Origin of the sequence: Bernardetia sp. ABR2-2B, assembly GCF_037126435.1 — a bacterium.
Taxonomy (GTDB): domain Bacteria; phylum Bacteroidota; class Bacteroidia; order Cytophagales; family Bernardetiaceae; genus Bernardetia.
The window spans coordinates 4342250-4359765 of the sequence record NZ_CP147020.1; the positions used below are offsets into that span (position 1 = coordinate 4342250).

General features: G+C 33.3%; 10 protein-coding genes. 7 read left to right on the forward strand and 3 right to left on the reverse strand.

Features of this window, described 5'->3' with window-relative positions; genetic code table 11:
- Positions 1-343: 343 nt before the first annotated feature.
- Positions 344-541, forward strand: coding sequence for a hypothetical protein (locus WAF17_RS18295; protein WP_338762780.1), 198 nt, complete (start codon positions 344-346; stop codon positions 539-541).
- Positions 542-713: 172 nt separating this feature from the next.
- On the opposite strand, the gene queG is transcribed toward WAF17_RS18295, so the two are convergent.
- Complete coding sequence (gene queG, locus WAF17_RS18300; RefSeq protein WP_338762782.1) at positions 714-1661, reverse strand: tRNA epoxyqueuosine(34) reductase QueG; 948 nt, start codon at positions 1659-1661, stop codon at positions 714-716.
- Positions 1662-1941: 280 nt separating this feature from the next.
- Between queG and WAF17_RS18305 the strand changes: the two genes are divergently transcribed.
- Positions 1942-2358: a hypothetical protein gene (locus WAF17_RS18305; protein WP_338762784.1), complete on the forward strand. Its 417-nt coding sequence runs from the start codon at positions 1942-1944 to the stop codon at positions 2356-2358.
- A 12-nt stretch (positions 2359-2370) separates the two neighbouring features.
- Positions 2371-10881, forward strand: a complete 8511-nt coding sequence (locus WAF17_RS18310; RefSeq protein ID WP_338762786.1) for a gliding motility-associated C-terminal domain-containing protein — start codon at positions 2371-2373, stop codon at positions 10879-10881.
- 91 nt (positions 10882-10972) lie between these two features.
- Here the strand turns inward: WAF17_RS18310 and WAF17_RS18315 are convergent, their stop codons facing one another.
- Positions 10973-11425, reverse strand: coding sequence for a DUF2061 domain-containing protein (locus tag WAF17_RS18315; RefSeq protein WP_338762789.1), 453 nt, complete (start codon positions 11423-11425; stop codon positions 10973-10975).
- 348 nt (positions 11426-11773) lie between these two features.
- On the opposite strand from WAF17_RS18315, the gene WAF17_RS18320 reads away from it, so the two are divergent.
- The 4 genes from WAF17_RS18320 (at position 11774) to WAF17_RS18335 (ending at position 16812) form a co-directional block, all read left to right on the forward strand.
- Positions 11774-12418: a rhomboid family intramembrane serine protease gene (locus tag WAF17_RS18320; RefSeq protein WP_338762791.1), complete on the forward strand. Its 645-nt coding sequence runs from the start codon at positions 11774-11776 to the stop codon at positions 12416-12418.
- A 131-nt stretch (positions 12419-12549) separates the two neighbouring features.
- Positions 12550-13686 carry an AI-2E family transporter gene (locus WAF17_RS18325; protein WP_338762793.1) on the forward strand — a complete coding sequence of 379 codons (1137 nt, stop codon included), beginning with the start codon at positions 12550-12552 and terminating at the stop codon, positions 13684-13686.
- Positions 13687-13883: 197 nt separating this feature from the next.
- Positions 13884-15836, forward strand: a complete 1953-nt coding sequence (locus WAF17_RS18330) for a T9SS type A sorting domain-containing protein (RefSeq protein ID WP_338762795.1) — start codon at positions 13884-13886, stop codon at positions 15834-15836.
- Positions 15837-15927: 91 nt separating this feature from the next.
- On the forward strand, positions 15928-16812 hold the full coding sequence (locus WAF17_RS18335; RefSeq protein WP_338762797.1) for a glycosyltransferase: 885 nt from the start codon (positions 15928-15930) through the stop codon (positions 16810-16812).
- Positions 16813-16858: 46 nt separating this feature from the next.
- Here WAF17_RS18335 and WAF17_RS18340 read toward each other — a convergent pair whose 3' ends face one another.
- Complete coding sequence (locus WAF17_RS18340) at positions 16859-17509, reverse strand: hypothetical protein (protein ID WP_338762799.1); 651 nt, start codon at positions 17507-17509, stop codon at positions 16859-16861.
- Positions 17510-17516 lie beyond the last annotated feature (7 nt).

Genomic DNA, 17516 nt, shown 5'->3' on the forward strand with positions numbered 1-17516 from the left:
GTTATTTCAGAAACGGATTTGCTATTTTGATAAAAAAAATGTATTTTTGGTACATGTCAAAAGTTGTAGAAAGAAATAATTTTAACATAATTTATTCAATCTCAAACTTGAATTATTACTGTTTTGTAAAACCTAAACTATCTCTTTTACGTTACTAATTGCGACTAAGCACAAACAGTTTGAGCAAATGATAATTTAGAATAGTTTTAAAACTTGAAAAAAGTTATTTAATTTCTTACTTAAATCTCATTTAAAGCTTACTAAAAGTAGGGGATTAATAGGGCAATTTTTGACAAACTGTACACACAAATAATAAACACTCACTATTAAATTTTTTTCGCTTATGTTAGAGTATCAAAAAATGATTATTCAAAAAGTTAGTTTTTCTAAAATGCTTTTTGAAAAAGAATTACGCAAAACAATAGCTCTTCTTACTTCAAATGAAGTTTTTGAACTTCGTAACTGGGCTATTTCTCAATTCGGACAACTGTATTATGATATTTTACAACGTTGTTTTGCCAGTTCAAGAGTAGTAGCTTAGTAGAGCTAATCAAACTATTTTTATCATTTAATTTTTTAATAACACTTAGCCAAAACTATTTGCCCCATTTTTAATTCATAAGACTTGATAATTCAAGTACATATATAATTTCAACCTACAAAAATTATTTTTATAACTTTTCTGTAACAAACAGGAAAGTTATTTTTTTTGGCTACTTTTTCACGAATTTTATATTTCTTTTTAGTCCTTCAAATTTGGTTCTTTTGATAGCACTACCCATAAAAAGCTCATCAAAAAGCTCGTTTGTGAGTTCGTGCCAGTCTTTTTTTGTCATTTGTTGTAACAGTTCAGAAGGCAAAAAATCACTTTCAGTATGAGGAATCTGTGCCGATTTTCGTTTGTTCCACGGACAAACATCTTGACAAATATCACAGCCAAAAATCCAATCTTCAAATTTTCCTTGCATTTCTGATGGAATTTTGTCTTTCAATTCTATTGTAAAATAAGAAATACATTTACTTCCATCAATCTGATACGGATTTTCTATTGAAAGGGCATCTGTCGGACAAGCATCTAAACACAACGTGCAATTTCCACAACGGTCTTTTGTAGGATTGTCATATTCTAATTCAATATCCAAAACTAAGGTTGCCAAAAAGAAGAAGCTGCCTGTTTTAGGGTTGATAGCATTTGTATGTTTTCCTTGCCACGTAATTCCACTTTTTTTTGCCCAAACTTTTTCCATAATCGGAGCAGAATCTACAAAAGCACGTCCATTAAAATCTCCAAATTCTTCTTTTAGATGATTGATAAGGTGTTTAAGTTTCTTTTTAATAACTTTATGATAATCTCTTCCGTAGGCATATTTTGAGATTTTATAATTATTTTCTCGTTCTAATGACACAGGAGGGTAATAATTATAAGCAAATGTAAGAACAGATTTTGCATTATCGACAAGTAAGCGAGGATCAAGACGAATATCAAAATAGTTTTCTATCCATTGCATCTGTCCGTTTTTTCCTTGAGTAAGCCACTTTTCCAAATCTCTAGCTTCTTTTTCTAAAAAAGTAGCCTTACTGATTCCACAATGCAAAAAACCAGCTTCGAAAGCTAAGTTCTTGAATTGTTCTGTTTTTTGATGTAACGAAATTGGATTCATAAGAACTAAAAAAATAGATAAGTAGATTAATTATATTTAAAATCGTATTTTTGTGAAATGCTAGAAGGTTATTCTGTAAAAAATTACCTTTAGCAAAGTTCGTATTAGATTACTTTTTTGTTAAAGAATACTATTATACGTAAATTTAGACCAAAATAGCTCTAAACTGTCTAGTGAAAAAAAAGTTTTGAATCCTTATTTTTCTAAATAATATATTCCCTTCCTAACTTATACACTCTACAAAATATCAACTCAATATAACGTTTTAATTAAAATTTTAATGAAAAATACGCCCTCTTTTTACAAGATAATGTTCCTTACTATTATCTTTTTATTACCCCTTGCTACTTTATCAGCACAAAATACAGACTCAATAGAGTTACCAAAGGCATATATTACAAATGAACTCTATGTGATACTTGATGGAGATGCTCCACAAGATGCCAAAGTATTTGAAGCTGACATTACAAGTTTAAATCTGACTACAATAGAAGATGCTAATCACTTTTTTAGTTTTTTCAATGATACGAGCGTAGAATTTGAAACAGATATTGCTGCTCAAAAAGTAAAAGTTACACTAATTCCTGATACTGAAAAAGAAAATTGGACTTTGGGAGAATGGGGAATGTACTTCAAAAATAAAATATCTACTCAAAGAGAGCAATCTGGAACTTATATAGACTTTACAAAAAAATAACTAGCTAAAACAATGAAAAAATATTTTTACATATTCTCTACTGTCTTACTGACAGTGTTTTTTTATACGACTTCATCTTGGAATTCCTTAAATGCACAAGGAACTACTTGTGTTAGTTCTACTCCTTTCTGTACAGACTCTGGACTGACTTATCCTGCTGGTACAAATAATGGAGATGCACCTATTGGACCTAATTATGGAGATTTAGGAACAACTCCAAATCCAGCTTGGCTTTTTATGAGAGTAGATGATCCAGGAACTATTAATTTGAGATTATCTTCTACACCATCTAGAGATATAGATTTTGCTGTTTGGGGGCCATTTGAATCATGTACTACGCCTAGCGAGGCTTGTGCAATCATATTTGCAGGGGGACTTGCTCCTAGTAGTGATAGTTATGCTTCTGCTACAACAGAGTTTCCTGATTTAAATAATGGACAAACAGGTGAAATATTTATAATGTTAGTTACTAATTTTAGTAACTCTCCTGCAGATTTGTCTATTACTAAAATAGGTGGTTTTGGAAGTACCGATTGCTCTATCATATTTGTTGATGACTGTCCAGTAGATTTGGGAGAGGATATAAATGTGTGTAGCACAGAAACGCTGCCTTTATTAGAGGTTACTTGTCCAAATCCTAGTCCTAATTATAGATTTGAGTGGTTTGTAGATGATGTGTCTCAAGGTGCGCCTTCTACTGTTTCTACATTTGACCCTAACCATGTACCACAAATTGACCCTGTAACCTATAAAGTAGTTGTTACAGAATTATCATCGCCTTGTCCAGTTGGAGAAGATGAAATAGATGTTACTATAAAACCTGAACTTGAAAAAGATTTAATAGTTTTTCCGAATGATACTACAATTTGTTTCGGTTCTGATATTACTTTTAGAGTAGTAGCTTCCCAATTGGATATTGAATATCAATTACTTGTAGATGGAACTCTTTTTGGTACAGCAGTTACAGGAACTGATGCCACCATTGAGCTTCCTCTTACAGGACTTCCTGCAGGTATTTCTACAATTCAAGTACAAGCGAGTTATGCAGATGAGTCTTTTTGTACTGTTTTGCTAGATGAAGAGGCAGAAATTACTGTTAGAGATGAGTTAATTAAAGACCTTACCGTTTTTCCAAATGATAGTACATTATGTTCTGCTTCAGGTGCTTTTGTCAGAATAGTAGACTCTCAATTAGATATTAATTATCAAATCTTGGATGACGGAGTTGCCTTTGGTAGTCCAGTTACAGGAACAGGAGCAACCATTGAACTTCCACTTACAGGACTTCCAGTAGGAATTTCTACAATTCAAGTAGAAGCAAGTTATTCAGATGAGCCTTTCTGTACTGTTTTATTAGATGAACAAGCAGAATTAGATGTATTAGGAGATATTACGATTGATTTGGGAGAGGATAGAGTGATATGTGAAAATACTTCTGTCGACTTAGATGGAACGGACACTTCTCATCCAGCGAATGCTACCTATCAATGGAGAAGAAGTACAGATGGAGGAACGACTTATACAGATATTCCACTAGCAACAAATGTAACCTTTACAGCTTCTGAAATACTACCTGTTCCACAAACGCCTTTTGAGGTTTTTTATAAATTAGAAATGCGTATTCCTTCAAGTAGTTGTGTGTATGAAGATGAGATAAAAATTACTTTTGAGCCTTTGCCTATCACAACTATTACTGTAGAGACAGATTCTATTTGTAATACAGGAGAAGGAACAATCAGAATAGTAAATCCAGAAATTGGTACAAGATATACTTATCAATTATACGAAAATAATGCAGGAGTAGTTGGCGCACCTATCGGAACAGCAGAATCTTCATTAACAGGAGATCCTATTATTTTTACAACTCCTACGATAAGTACCACAACACAATATTTTGTAATAGTAAGAAATACACTAACAGAAGGCGATTGTGAAATAACTTTAGATGCAGTACCCGAAATTATTGTACATCCACTTCCAACAGCAGAATTTAGTGGAGGAACGAATTTATGTCAAGGCGAGGATGTAGAACTGATCGTAACAATGAGTGGAACTCAGCCGTTTACACTTACTTATCAGCGAGATAGTGAGCCAGAGGTTACAGTTACTGGAATTAACGCAGATACTTATTCTTTTACTACAAGTGAAGCAGGAGTTTATACCATAACTAATGTACAAGATGCTTTTTGTGAAAATTCAGATAATCCAATAACAACTACTGTAAACGTAAATCCGAACCCTAGTTTTACATTAGGAGATGATTTGGAAGTTTGTGATGGTGCAATAATTTTGGAAGCTGAAAGTGTTGTTGATTTTGATAATCCTAGTTATAAATGGTTTAGAGATGGAACAGAACTAACTGGCGAAATTTCAGCTACACTCACAACTACTGTTGGTTCAGTAGGATTGGTAGCTACTACCTATGAATATAGATTAGAAGTAACTAATAATGAAACTTCAAATACAACAAATTGTCTTAGTTCAGATGTTATTTTGGTTACATTTTATCCAATTCCAGAAGCTGAAATTTCCTTTGCAGGTGCTACATTTACTGACCCACTACAATTCTGTGATTCAGATGGAGGACAAGTAATAAGTGGTGTTACACCAGACCATGCAAGTTTTCCAAATATTACTTACGAATGGATAGATTTAGGAACAGGATTAGTTGTGAGTACAGACCCAGCATTTACAGCTAATAATTTTAGTACAACAACAAATTACCAACTCACTGTATCAAATGGAGAAACTACTTCCTGTTCGAATGTAGCAACAGCAACCATTCAATTTATAGAAAATCCAGTTGCAGAGATTTCTCATGACGGAACAGCAGTTCCAAACGGTGGAAGTTTAGATTTTTGTTTTGATGAGGGAGCGCAGGTTTTAGATGGTGTTCATCCAAGTCATGCAGGTTTGAATATTACTTATGAGTGGACAGACATTACAAATGGAGTTTTGCTAGGAACTGACCCACAAGTATCAGTTTCGAGTCCTACAAATACTTTTTCTTCTATTGATTATCAATTGATAGTAAAAGATGAATCAAACCCTGTGTTTTGTGAGAGTTTAGCCACAATGACTATTAACTTTTATCCAAACCCAGAAGCTGAAATTTCTTTTGATGGAAATATTGAAACAGGAAATTCATTACAATTCTGTAATTCAGACGGCACTCAAACACTTAACGGAGTAACGCCAGACCACGCAAGTTTTGCAGGTATTACTTATGAATGGAAGGATGTTGCAACAGGAACAGTCGTCGGAACAGCCCCAACCTTAGATATTTCTAACTTTGGAGCAACTACAACCTATGAGCTTTCAGTAACAAATGGAATAACACCTTCTTGTGAACGAACGGCACAAATAACCATTCAATTTATAGAAAATCCAGTTGCTGAAATTTCTCATAACGGAGTAGCAGTTCCAAACGGTGGAAGTTTGGATTTTTGTTTTGATGAGGGAGCGCAGGTTTTAGATGGTGTTCATCCAAGTCATGCAGGTTTGAATATTACTTATGAGTGGACAGACATTACAAATGGAGTTTTGTTAGGAACTGACCCACAAGTATCAGTTTCGAATCCTACAAATACTTTTTCTTCTATTGATTATCAATTGATAGTAAAAGATGAATCAAACCCTGTGTTTTGTGAGAGTTTAGCCACAATGACTATTAACTTTTATCCAAACCCAGAAGCTGAAATTTCTTTTGATGGAAATATTGAAACAGGAAATTCATTACAATTCTGTAATTCAGACGGCACTCAAACACTTAACGGAGTAACGCCAGACCACGCAAGTTTTCCAGGTATTACTTATGAATGGAAAGACATTGCAACAGGAACAGTCGTCGGAACAGCCCCAACCTTAGATGTTTCTAATTTTGGAGCAACTACAACCTATGAGCTTTCAGTAACAAATGGAATAACACCTTCTTGTGAACGAACGGCACAAATAACCATTCAATTTATAGAAAATCCAGTTGCTGAAATTTCTCATGACGGAACAGCAGTTCCAAACGGTGGAAGTTTAGATTTTTGTTTTGACGAGGGAGCGCAAATTTTGAGTGGTGTTCATCCAAGCCATGCAGGATTGAATATTACTTACGAATGGACAAACCTAACAACAGGAGTATTTGCAGGAAATACAGCACAAATATCAGTTACTAGCCCAAGTAATACGACACAAGCAGTTGATTATCAATTAGTAGTAAATGATGAATCAAATCCAGTGTTTTGTGAGAGTACAACTATAATAACTATTAATTTCTTAGCAAATCCGATTGCAGAAATTCAATTTGATGGAACTACTGCGCCTGACAACTTAGCTTTCTGTGATTCGGAAGGCGCACGTACTTTAGAAGGAGCTTTGCCTTCTCATTTAGATTTTGGTTCTGTTTCTTATGTGTGGACACAAGTAGGTGTTGGTGTTGTGAGTAACACAAGTACACTTGTTACACCTGCATCAAATTTTTCTAGTTCTGAAACTTATATTTTAGAAGTTATCAGTAATGATAATCCAAATCTTTGTAGTAGAACAGATGAAATCACAATCGAATTTTTCCCTTCTCCAGATACAGAAATAAAATTTGAAGGAGCTGTGGTTACTGATTTAGGGTTTTGTACGAGTGAAGGAGAACAAACAATTTCTGCTCCTGCATCTCCTTTTTATACTTATCAATGGTTTGTAAGTAGTGCTGCTGACCCTACTCTAATTCCTTTAGGAACAGAACAAAGTCAAGTTGTAAATAATTTTGCTCTTCAAGGAGGAGAAACAAATACAGCTATTTATACAGTAATTGTTACAGATACGAGGGCAACTTGTCCAGCACAAAGTTCTGTAAATGTTAGTTTTTATGCTGAACCCGAAACAGATGAATCTACTTTAGTTGTTTCAGCTTCTCCAATTACGCATTGTTTGACAGGAACTTCTGATATTATAGTTACGAATGCAGAAGAAGGCGTAGAATATCAATTGTTTAGAGAAGGAGTAGCCATAACAGGTGCAATCCAAACTCCAACTGTTGATTTAGCTACAATTACTTTTACTGGATTACCTGAAAGCACTACACTTACAACAGGAGAGGATAGATTCACATATTCAGTACAAGCTACACGAATAGGCGATTTTGGAAGACGTTGTACACAAATGTTAGCCGATACAGCAACAGTTACTGTTTATCCAGAGCCAACAGCAACAGTAAGTGGAACAGCAACAGTTTGTGCTGATAGCCCTACTGATGTAGTCTTTACCATTACAGGAAATTTTCCTGCAACGCTTACTTATCAAGTAACAGATACATTTGGTATTGTGCGAGTAGAAACTGAAATTGTAGGAGCAGTCGGAAGCCCAAGTCCTCAAACATTTATAATAAACACGAATACAAATACATACAAACCTCTTTCTATTACAGACAAAAATTGTAGTGGAACAGTTACGACAGACGAAGTAACAATTACGACAGTACATCCTCCAAAAGTAAATTGGGTAGAATCAAACACAGCTTTTTGTATTGATGAAGCTGCTACTTTCGAAGTAGCAGGAGGAATTAATCATCAATATTTTATTAATGGTTTGCCTGTTTCCACTTCAAATCCATACATCATTCAGCCTAACACACTTGAGGCAGGAACATATGAAATTTATGCTAAAGGCTTTGCTACTTCAAACGGTTGTTCTGCTAATAGCGAAGTAATTACTTTTGTTGTGCATCCTCTTCCTGTCGTTGATTTGGGAGTAGATAGAATAAAATGTGTCGATGATGTTGTTCCATTAGTAGCTACTTTAGATGGTTCGTTTATCTATGATTGGAGAAGCATAAAAGATGATGGCGATATTGTTACGGTAGGAAATGGAAATGATTCTCTATATGTTTCTTTACAAGGAACGTATTTTGTAATTGTTACTAATCTTGAAACAGGTTGTAGTGATTCTAGTAATATTGTTTCGGTTACTAATTATGATACATTAGATGTAGATTTAGGCGAAGATGTATTTGTTTGTAACCCTTCCAGTTTGCCGTATCGTTTGGTGGGTTCTGATATTTCTCATCAAAACGGAACTACTTATGAATGGTACAAAGAAAATGACCCTGCAATTATCGGAACAGATTCTGTTTATGATGCAACAGAAGAAGGAATTTATACAGTAACTGCCATAGACCCAAGAGGCTGTGAGGCAAGAGATACTATTCGTGTGAACTTCACAGCAGACCCAGATTTTCAAATCTTAGGACACGAAAATTACGCTTGTGGAAGTCAAGATACCTTACGAATAGAAGCTACAAACCTTCGAAATATGCTTATTGATTGGGAAGGAAACGGAATTGTATCTTTGAGCGATTCTAACCGAAGAGCTATCGTTGATGTAAGTGGAATTTATACCGTAACAGTTACAGACACAAGTACAATAGCAAATTGTTCTATTACAAAATCGGTTGAAGTATTTGTTCGTCCTGCAATTGAATTTCCTTTATTAAACTCAGCTACAACAGATACAACAACACTTTGTCAAGGAGATTCGCTCACTTTAGATGCCTTTGACCCAACTCATGACGATGATTATCAATATGTCTGGACGTGGTTAGAAAGCAATCAAGCAGTTGCTACAACTCCGAAAGTCAAAATTACCTATGAGACGACTGAAAGCTTTGCTTCACAGCGTTTTGAGATAAAAGTAACTGACCCAGATGGAGGTTGTTTTTCTACTGATACTGTAAATGTTCGTTTCAGAAGAAAACCAATTGCACGAATAAATGCAAGTGATTCAGTTATTTGTATCAATGAAAGCATAGTTTTAGAAGGAGGAGAAAGCTCTGGAAACCGTTTTGAATGGATAAAACTTCCCGAAACTACTTCTTTTGCAACCACTACAAACGTAACTGTAACACCTCAAGAAGTAGGCGAACATACGTATGTTTTGAAGACTTACTTTAATTCTTCTACTGAGTGTGGTGGCGTAAGTGATACTGTCAAAATTCGTGTCAATCGTAAAGCAATTGCAAGTGTAGAAGAAGAAGAAATTCTTTTGTGTGAAAATGAAAATCTTGAAATAAATGGTTTCTTACCTGATAATCCTGCTTTTACAAAGTATATTTGGACGCACGAAGAAAATAATACGCTTCTTTCAAGAGATTCTGTTCTCAATATTTCTTTTGAGGACATTCAACCAGTTTCTTATGAGCCTTTTCATATTGTCTTGACAGTTTATGATTCGCTTACAGGTTGTGATTCTACGGACAGAGTTTTGGTTAAGTTTAATCGTGCTTCTGATATAAAAATTGATTCTACCTACAAAGAAGAGGTTTGTATTGGAGACTTTGTCGAACTAACAGCGAGAGGCGCAACTTCTTATCTTTGGAGTACAGGCGAAACAACTCAAACGATTACCGTACAATTAGACACAACAGGTTTCCATATTTTCACAGTAACAGGTGGATATTTGAATGAATGTCAGAACACAGGGGATACAGCCATCGTTTTTGTAAATCCATTACCAACTATTAGAGCGCATAGCGTTGATACAGTCAGTATTTGTGCAGATGATTCGATTACGCTTTATCCTTCTGGTGGAAAAAATTATGTTTGGCTCAATGACCCAACTGCTTTTGATACAATTACGGTTAGTCCGAAAGTTCCGACAGATTATATTGTGATGGGAACAGATTCAAATGGCTGTCAGAATGTAGATACAGTTCATGTTTATGTAAGTCCGACTTTTGAGCTACCAGAACTATTACAGGTTTGTGAAAATGAAAGTGTAATGATTGGAGACACGCTCAACTTTTTAGATTCTGCTACTGAAGCTCGTGCAACTTATTTCTGGACACCAACAGGAGATGTAACTCCATTTATAAATGTTGCCGAATCTGGAACTTATAGTGTAGAAGTAAAAATTGATGATTGTGTCTTTACTAGGCAAACAGAAGTACAAATCAAAGAAAAGCCTGTTTTAGAATTAGTTTCTGATACGACACTTTGCTTTGAGCTAGGAGAAGAAGACCGTTTCGAAAGAGGACAAACGCATATTTTACGTTCTAACCTTCTCAATAGAGACTCTACCATAACTTATTTATATGTTTGGACAGATTCGACAGGACAGTTTTTAGGAAACGAAGATTCACTAGAAATTGAAGAAGGTGGAAATTATCGTTTGCGTGTCATTGCTCGTTATACAACAGAATGTGAAACAAATGATAGCACTTTTGTAACCGAACTTTGTCAGCCACGTCTTTTTATTCCTGAAGCCTTTACGCCAAATAGCGATAATTTGAATGATAATTTTGAGGTTTTTGGTAAGCATGTCAAAAACTTCGAAATGCAAATCTTCAACCGTTGGAGTGAAGTGATTTATGAAGTTCGTGCTGATGACATTTCAGACCTAGAACCTCAAGATTTTTGGGATGGAACTCATAAAGGTAAAAACGTACCGACAGGAGCATATATTTGGATTATTCGTTATACAGACCCTTTTAGTGGTTCTACAAAGCAAATCCAGAAAACAGGTTCATTTATGATTGTGAGATAATAACTTCACAATAACCATAAACTAAAAAACCTATTCAATCGTCTTGATTGAATAGGTTTTTTTCTTAAAATTTATTTTCTAACTCTAATTCTCATTGGCAATTTATACATTCTTCAACAGTTGTAGCGTGAGGAGTTTTGTCTATCTTTCCCCAAGCAACACGTTCCCAACCACGCTCATGAAAATAATAAAGAGCTAATTTAGTTATTACTTCGAAGGCTGCAATCTGTGAAGCTGCAAAAGGAGTTCCTGTAAAAAAGAAAGCAATCAAAAAAGTATCTATTGTTCCGAATATTCTCCAACTTACACCTTTTAAGAAACTTTTACCTTTAGAGACAAAACGGTTATTACTTTCATTGATTTGATTCCAAACTCTCTCATGTAAAAAATAAAGAATCGTTTTGGTAAACACTTCTCCCAAACCTATCTTTAAGGCATCTCCAAAATGACCTGTAATGAGCCATGATAATAAAATAGTGTCTATGGTAGCAAATACTCGCCAACTGATTCCCTTTACAATGCTTCTATATATCGTTTCTTTCACAATTTTTATTTTTACTTTTGAATAATTTTTGAAAGCCTTTACTTATAATAAAGTTATCTTACAACAGAATTGTTTAACTAAAAAAAGTCCTAGAAACTATTCTTAAAAGATAATAGTAAAGCTATTAATACTTTCCTTAACGTGTTCTTTTTAATTGAGTTTCGTTTATACCTTGTTTAATTTAATTTAATTCTAGTTTTAAGAAATTTAATTCTATAAATTCTTTTAAAAATTATTTAAAATGGGTTGATTTTTAGCTAAACTGATTATTTTTTCGTTAGATTATTTACTACAAAGTTTATTTAAGAAATTATTTGACATTTTAATTATCAAAAAAATATATACAAAATGGATACTATCAATATCTCAGTTTCTCTAGCTATTTTAGTTATCACAATTATAATTAGTGTCTTAGGATTTAATAACCCAGAGCTACAAGCTAAATTATTACATAACCCTTTTTTAGCTAATAAAAGAAAACAATATCATCGTCTTCTCTCATCAGGTTTTATTCATAATGGCTGGGCGCATTTGGGTTTTAATATGCTTACTTTTTTCTTTTTTGGAGGAGTGGTAGAGCAAGTATTTATCAAAAGTTATGGAAATATTTGGGGAGCTGTCATTTTTTTAGGAGTTTATTTGGTTGCGATTATCGTTTCAGACTTACCTTCTTTTTTCAAATATAAAGATATGCCTGCTTATAGTTCTTTGGGCGCATCAGGTGGAGTTTCGGCAATTGTTTTTGCTTCTATTTTGTTTCAACCTACTGAGAAATTATTTTTATTATTAATTCCAATTCCAATTCCTGCTTTTGTTTTAGGAACTTTATATGTGATTTATTCTTATTATCAGAGCAAAAACTCATCTGATAACATCAATCATTCAGCGCATTTGTATGGAGCTGTGTTTGGTTTTGTGATTAGTGCGATTCTTATCCCAAGTGCTGTTACTGACTTTTTTATTCAGCTTTCCAAATATCGTTTACCTTTTTAGAAAATAAAAGTTAAATTTATACTCATTTCATTCAACATAAAAAGCAAAGTGTAGTTATCTGATTAGACTTTGCTTCTTATGACACATTTTATATAATATTTCAAGAAAACAATTTTTTAAACTTTATTTTTATGGACGAAAACAATCTCCAATTTACCAAACTTCCTTTTTCTATAAAGACAGCATTTTATATTGTTGCATTTTTGGTGCTTTTCGTTTTTGCAATTACAGAAGCAAAAGGGCTTTTAATTCCTTTTACTTATTCAGTTCTTATTTCATTTATTTTGTATCCTTTATGCAAATTTTTTGAGGACAAAGGAATACCTCGTATTCTGAGTATTCTAATTTGTTTTTTTATTGTAGTGGCAGGGCTTTTTGGTCTTTTTTATTTTTTCTCAACCCAAGTAGTCAATATTGTAAGTGAGTTTGAAGACTTTAGAGGAAAGTTGTTAAATCTGATTCATCAAGGAATTGAGCAGTACAACACCATTGTTCCCAACTCAAAATTAGATGATGAGAGTTTGCTCAACCAGTCTAAAAAATGGCTCTCTAGTTCTGGTACTTCCGTTTTGTCAGGCACACTCAACCAAACAAGTAGTTTTTTCTCAGGACTATTTCTTCTTCCAATATATGTATTCTTGTTTCTGCTTTATCGCACAGGAATTAGAGACGTATTATTGCGTTTTGTTCACACCGATTATCGTATTGCTTTCACACATCTTTTGAAAGATGTACAGCAAGTAGGACAAAAATATATTGGAGGGTTAATAATAATTATTTTCGTAATTGGTCTTTTGGACAGTATCGCTCTTTGGATTATTGGTCTTGAATCGCCTTTCTTTTTTGGTTTTTTGGCTGCTTGTTTGGCGATTATTCCTTATATCGGAACAGGAATTGGTGCGCTTTTACCTGCCTTATATGCGCTGATGAATCATAGTCCGACAACAGCTTTGTATGTATTGATTGCTTTTTGGGCTGTTCAGTTCTTAGAAGGAAATTTTCTTACTCCAAAAATTATTGGTGGGGAAGTAAGTCTGAATCCTTTAGCTGCTATATTATCTTTGATTGCAGGTGGCTTTGTTTGGGGACTGTCTGGAATGGTTTTATTTATTCCCTTAGCTGCAATTTTGAAAATTGTTTGTCAGAATTATAAAGAATTAGAGCCAATTGCAGGTCTGATGGGGGATGAGATTACGCAGGTAAATGAAATAGTAAGGGGAAAAAATCATACTCCTAGAAAGCCTTTTTGGAAGAAATTATTCAAATAGGAATGTATCACAGCAAAAGAAATATTTTCACATAAATTTGATAACCATTCACAAAAAATTATCTTTGTAGTCAGAATTAAAATCTACACATCCAAATTTGCATTTATCTATCGGAAAAAATCTCTACAAAATTAAATTTTAATCTTTCCATTCGATTCAATTCGATAAAAAATCTATTTTTCCTTATTTTTGTAGTTATGAACAAAACGATAATAACACTTTTGCTACTTATTTTTATAGGTACAGGAATTTATACGAAGGCTGTTGCTCAAATCTTGGTTTTCCCTACTCAAAATCAAAACAGTTCTCAAAAACTCAAAAACAATAAAAAATTAAAGTCTCTCTCTCCTCGTTTGAATAAAATTCAGCGTATGGAAGAAGATACAATTCTGCTTACATTACCCTTTTTTGAAGATTTTTCTACTACTTCGGTAGGTGCGCCTGATTCTGCTAAATGGATAAAAGGAAGTGGCGTTTTTATAAATAACGGAATTCCTCTCAACCCTCCCACTAAAAATGTAGCTACTTTTGATGGAGTGGCAGCAGATGGAAAACCTTATGACCAACTTTTTCCTACTCGTCAGGGGTTGGGAGATACGCTTACCTCTCAACGTTTTGACTTAACTTTAGTCAATCCAAATCAAGAGCTTTTCTTTTCTTTTATGGTACAGGCTCGTGGAAATGGAGAAACACCTGATACAACAGATTTTCTGAAAGTAGAATTTTTGGATAATGAAGGAAACTGGGAACAAAAATGGGAAAAAAGAGGAGGAAGAATAGACACCAAGAAATTTGAACATATTATCTTTAAGATAGAAGACGAAAAGTTTTTTCACGATAGTTTGCAGTTTCGTTTTACGTCTTATAATCGTCTTTCAGGAGCTTTTGATGTTTGGAATGTAGATTATATTTATTTCAATACTGATAGAAGCCCTACTGACACAGTTTTTCTTGATGTAGCGACAAGTCAATCTTCTGCTCATTTTATCAAACCTTATTCGGCTGTTCCTTATCAACATTTTTGGAGTGATACAACACGCTTTCTGAAAGATTCGGTTTTTTCTACTGTAAATAATTTAGATGAAACATTCAATGTCATTGCTTATCAATGTGAGGTTAGAAATGAAGAAACAAAGGACATTTTAGGGTATTGGTATGGCTTAAACGATGAAGTTATTTCGTCTTCTACATTGATAGAAGGTTTTGAGAAAAACAAGAAAATTGTAGCCGTTCCGTATGCAGATTTACTACCACAGGGACAAGATTCGATGACAATTACGCATCAATTTCAAGTAAATACAAGAGAGCCAGATGAGAATTTTGGAGGAGTTTATACAAGAAGTAATGACACAATTAGCCAAACTTCTGTTTTTAAAGATTATTATGCTTATGATGATGGAACGGCAGAGTATGCAGCAGGAATCAATCAAAGATTTGGACAACTTGCCTATCAGTATTATGTTTCTCAACCAGATATTCTGACGCATATTGATGTTTATTTTTCACGTATTGGAGCAAGTGTAGAAAATCAAACATTTAATATCAGAGTTTGGAAAAAACTTGATTTGTCAAAAACAGAAATTAAAGATTCGCTTATGCTTACTCAAAATTCTATTCTTAGATATTCTGACAATATAAATGAATTTAAGCGCATTGCTCTTTCTCGTCCTATTGATATTTCAGACACAATCTATATAGGAATCCAGCAGTTGGGAGACAATATGTTGCCTATTGGATTAGATGTACAGACAGATTCTAAAAGTAAAATGTTTTTTAATGTTCGTAATTATTGGGAACAAAATGAGTTTGTTGATGGAAGTTTGATGTTGCGTCCTGTGTTTTCAAAAGAAGATATTGTTACAGGAGTTGAAGATATTACAGAAAATAACGAGTATAATCTGTGGGAGCAAAATCTACTGTTATATCCTAACCCTGCACAAGATAAAATAAATTTGAAAGGCAAAGTAGAAAGCGTTCAGATTATAGATTTAACAGGAAAAACTTTAGGAGAATATTCATTGAATCCATATTCTGCTTTTGCTATTGATAGAGAAATAAGACTTCCGTCTTCTATAAAAAATGGAATGTATTTAGTTAGATGTCAGTACAAAAACTTTACGACGGTTAAGAAATTAGTGATTCAGAAGTAATTTCAACCTCTTGTTAGTATCTTCATTTTTACTTTGACAGTCCTTTCAGAAGGCTGTCAATAGTTGAAAAATACAACCTCATTATTAAAAAATGGTTTCAATAATTTGTTTGTGTTATAATCACGCAGAGTTTATTGCAGAGGCATTATATTCTGTCTTTAATCAGACCTACAAAAATTGGGAATTGATTATTGTAAATGATGCCAGTACGGATAAGAGCAAAGAAATTATAGATAAAATTGTAAAAGAAAACCTTCTTCACACTGTTCAAACTATTCATTTAAAAGAAAATAAAGGAAACTGTGTAGCTTTTAATGAAGGGTTTAGAATTTCGAAAGGAAAGTATATCATTGACTTAGCTGCCGATGACAAATTTGAAATCGATAAGCTAGAGAAACAAGCCAAGACTTTAGAAAATGCTGATAGCAAGACAGGAGTTTGTTTTACAAATGCTGTTTTGATTGATGAGAAAAGTAATAAACTAGGAAACTATTATTTTGATTGGTACAAAAAAATACCAAAAGACGGTTTTATTTTTAAAGAGCTTATTAGAGCAGGAGGAATGATTTGTTCGCCTACAATGCTTATCAAAAGAGAGGTTTTGGAAGAATTAGGAGGATATGATGAATCACTTTCCTACGAAGATTATGATTTTTGGGTGCGAAGTGCTAGAAATTGGAAGTACATTTTTCTTAATGAAAACCTAACTTTTTATAGAAAAACAAATCATTCTCATTCTTCTACCTTCAAGAAAAAAAACAATCCTCATCTTTATTCTACCTTCAAAGTTTGTCAAAAAGGGTTTTATTTGTGTCGAAATAAAGAAGAATATAAATCACTTTCTATTTCTGTATTATATCATTTCAAAGAATCATTAAAATATAAAAATTATAAAGCTGCAAAGGGGTTTTTGGTTTTATTTTTTAAATTAATTAGAAAAACCCTCGTTGACGGCAACGCCTCAACGACGGTTTAAAAAAAACTAAGGCAAAAGCAAACTTGGGTTTTCATCTTCTTGTTTGCTAAGTTGATAAATCAATTTTTGCTGTATCTGACCAACTTTTAAGAGTTTTAACTAAATTCTTGAACATATCTTCATTTAGATTCATTGAAAAGAATAATACTTCTTTTCTAAATGAGACCTGTAATTGATAATTATTGTCCTCTTTTGGGATTAGTTTAATTTCTTCAATTTTATGTTTTTCCAAAATCACTTTTTGCTTTTTATAAGGCATAAATACAATGATTTGGTCTTTTTCTATGCTTATGATTGGCTTTTTTAATTTATCTACCATCTTTAAACCTTCACTTAAAAATATTCCAATAAATAGTAATACCAACATCAATAGAAATGAACTTATAACCAATGAATATTCTTTGAAAAAAGACAGAAAAGGATTTAAGAAGGAAAGCAAATATCCAAAAAGAGGAAATAATAGTAATGAGCTTATAAATATCCCTAAACGTGCAAGTGAATGTTTAGGCTTCTCTTTAAACTCTTTCATATTCAGATTAGAAACTTCCCAAGGTAATGTTGTGAGTTGCATTTCAAATTGTTTCCAATCTGAAAGACTACTCAAGTGGTGTTTGAAGTATTTTCTTTCAGATTTCGAATTGAGAATTTTTTCTAAACCTAAGTTGTTTTTAACTGAACTCTTTTTATCTGTATTCACGATTTTT

What these genes read in the sequence shown, in the direction of transcription:
- queG (WP_338762782.1), bottom strand. Translation starts at nt 1,661, where the DNA reads ATGAATCCAATTTCGTTACATCAAAAAACAGAACAATTCAAGAACTTA.
- WAF17_RS18310 (WP_338762786.1), top strand. Translation starts at nt 2,371, where the DNA reads ATGAAAAAATATTTTTACATATTCTCTACTGTCTTACTGACAGTGTTT.
- WAF17_RS18330 (WP_338762795.1), top strand. Translation starts at nt 13,884, where the DNA reads ATGAACAAAACGATAATAACACTTTTGCTACTTATTTTTATAGGTACA.
- WAF17_RS18320 (WP_338762791.1), top strand. Translation starts at nt 11,774, where the DNA reads ATGGATACTATCAATATCTCAGTTTCTCTAGCTATTTTAGTTATCACA.
- WAF17_RS18305 (WP_338762784.1), top strand. Translation starts at nt 1,942, where the DNA reads ATGAAAAATACGCCCTCTTTTTACAAGATAATGTTCCTTACTATTATC.
- WAF17_RS18335 (WP_338762797.1), top strand. Translation starts at nt 15,928, where the DNA reads ATGGTTTCAATAATTTGTTTGTGTTATAATCACGCAGAGTTTATTGCA.
- WAF17_RS18295 (WP_338762780.1), top strand. Translation starts at nt 344, where the DNA reads ATGTTAGAGTATCAAAAAATGATTATTCAAAAAGTTAGTTTTTCTAAA.
- WAF17_RS18325 (WP_338762793.1), top strand. Translation starts at nt 12,550, where the DNA reads ATGGACGAAAACAATCTCCAATTTACCAAACTTCCTTTTTCTATAAAG.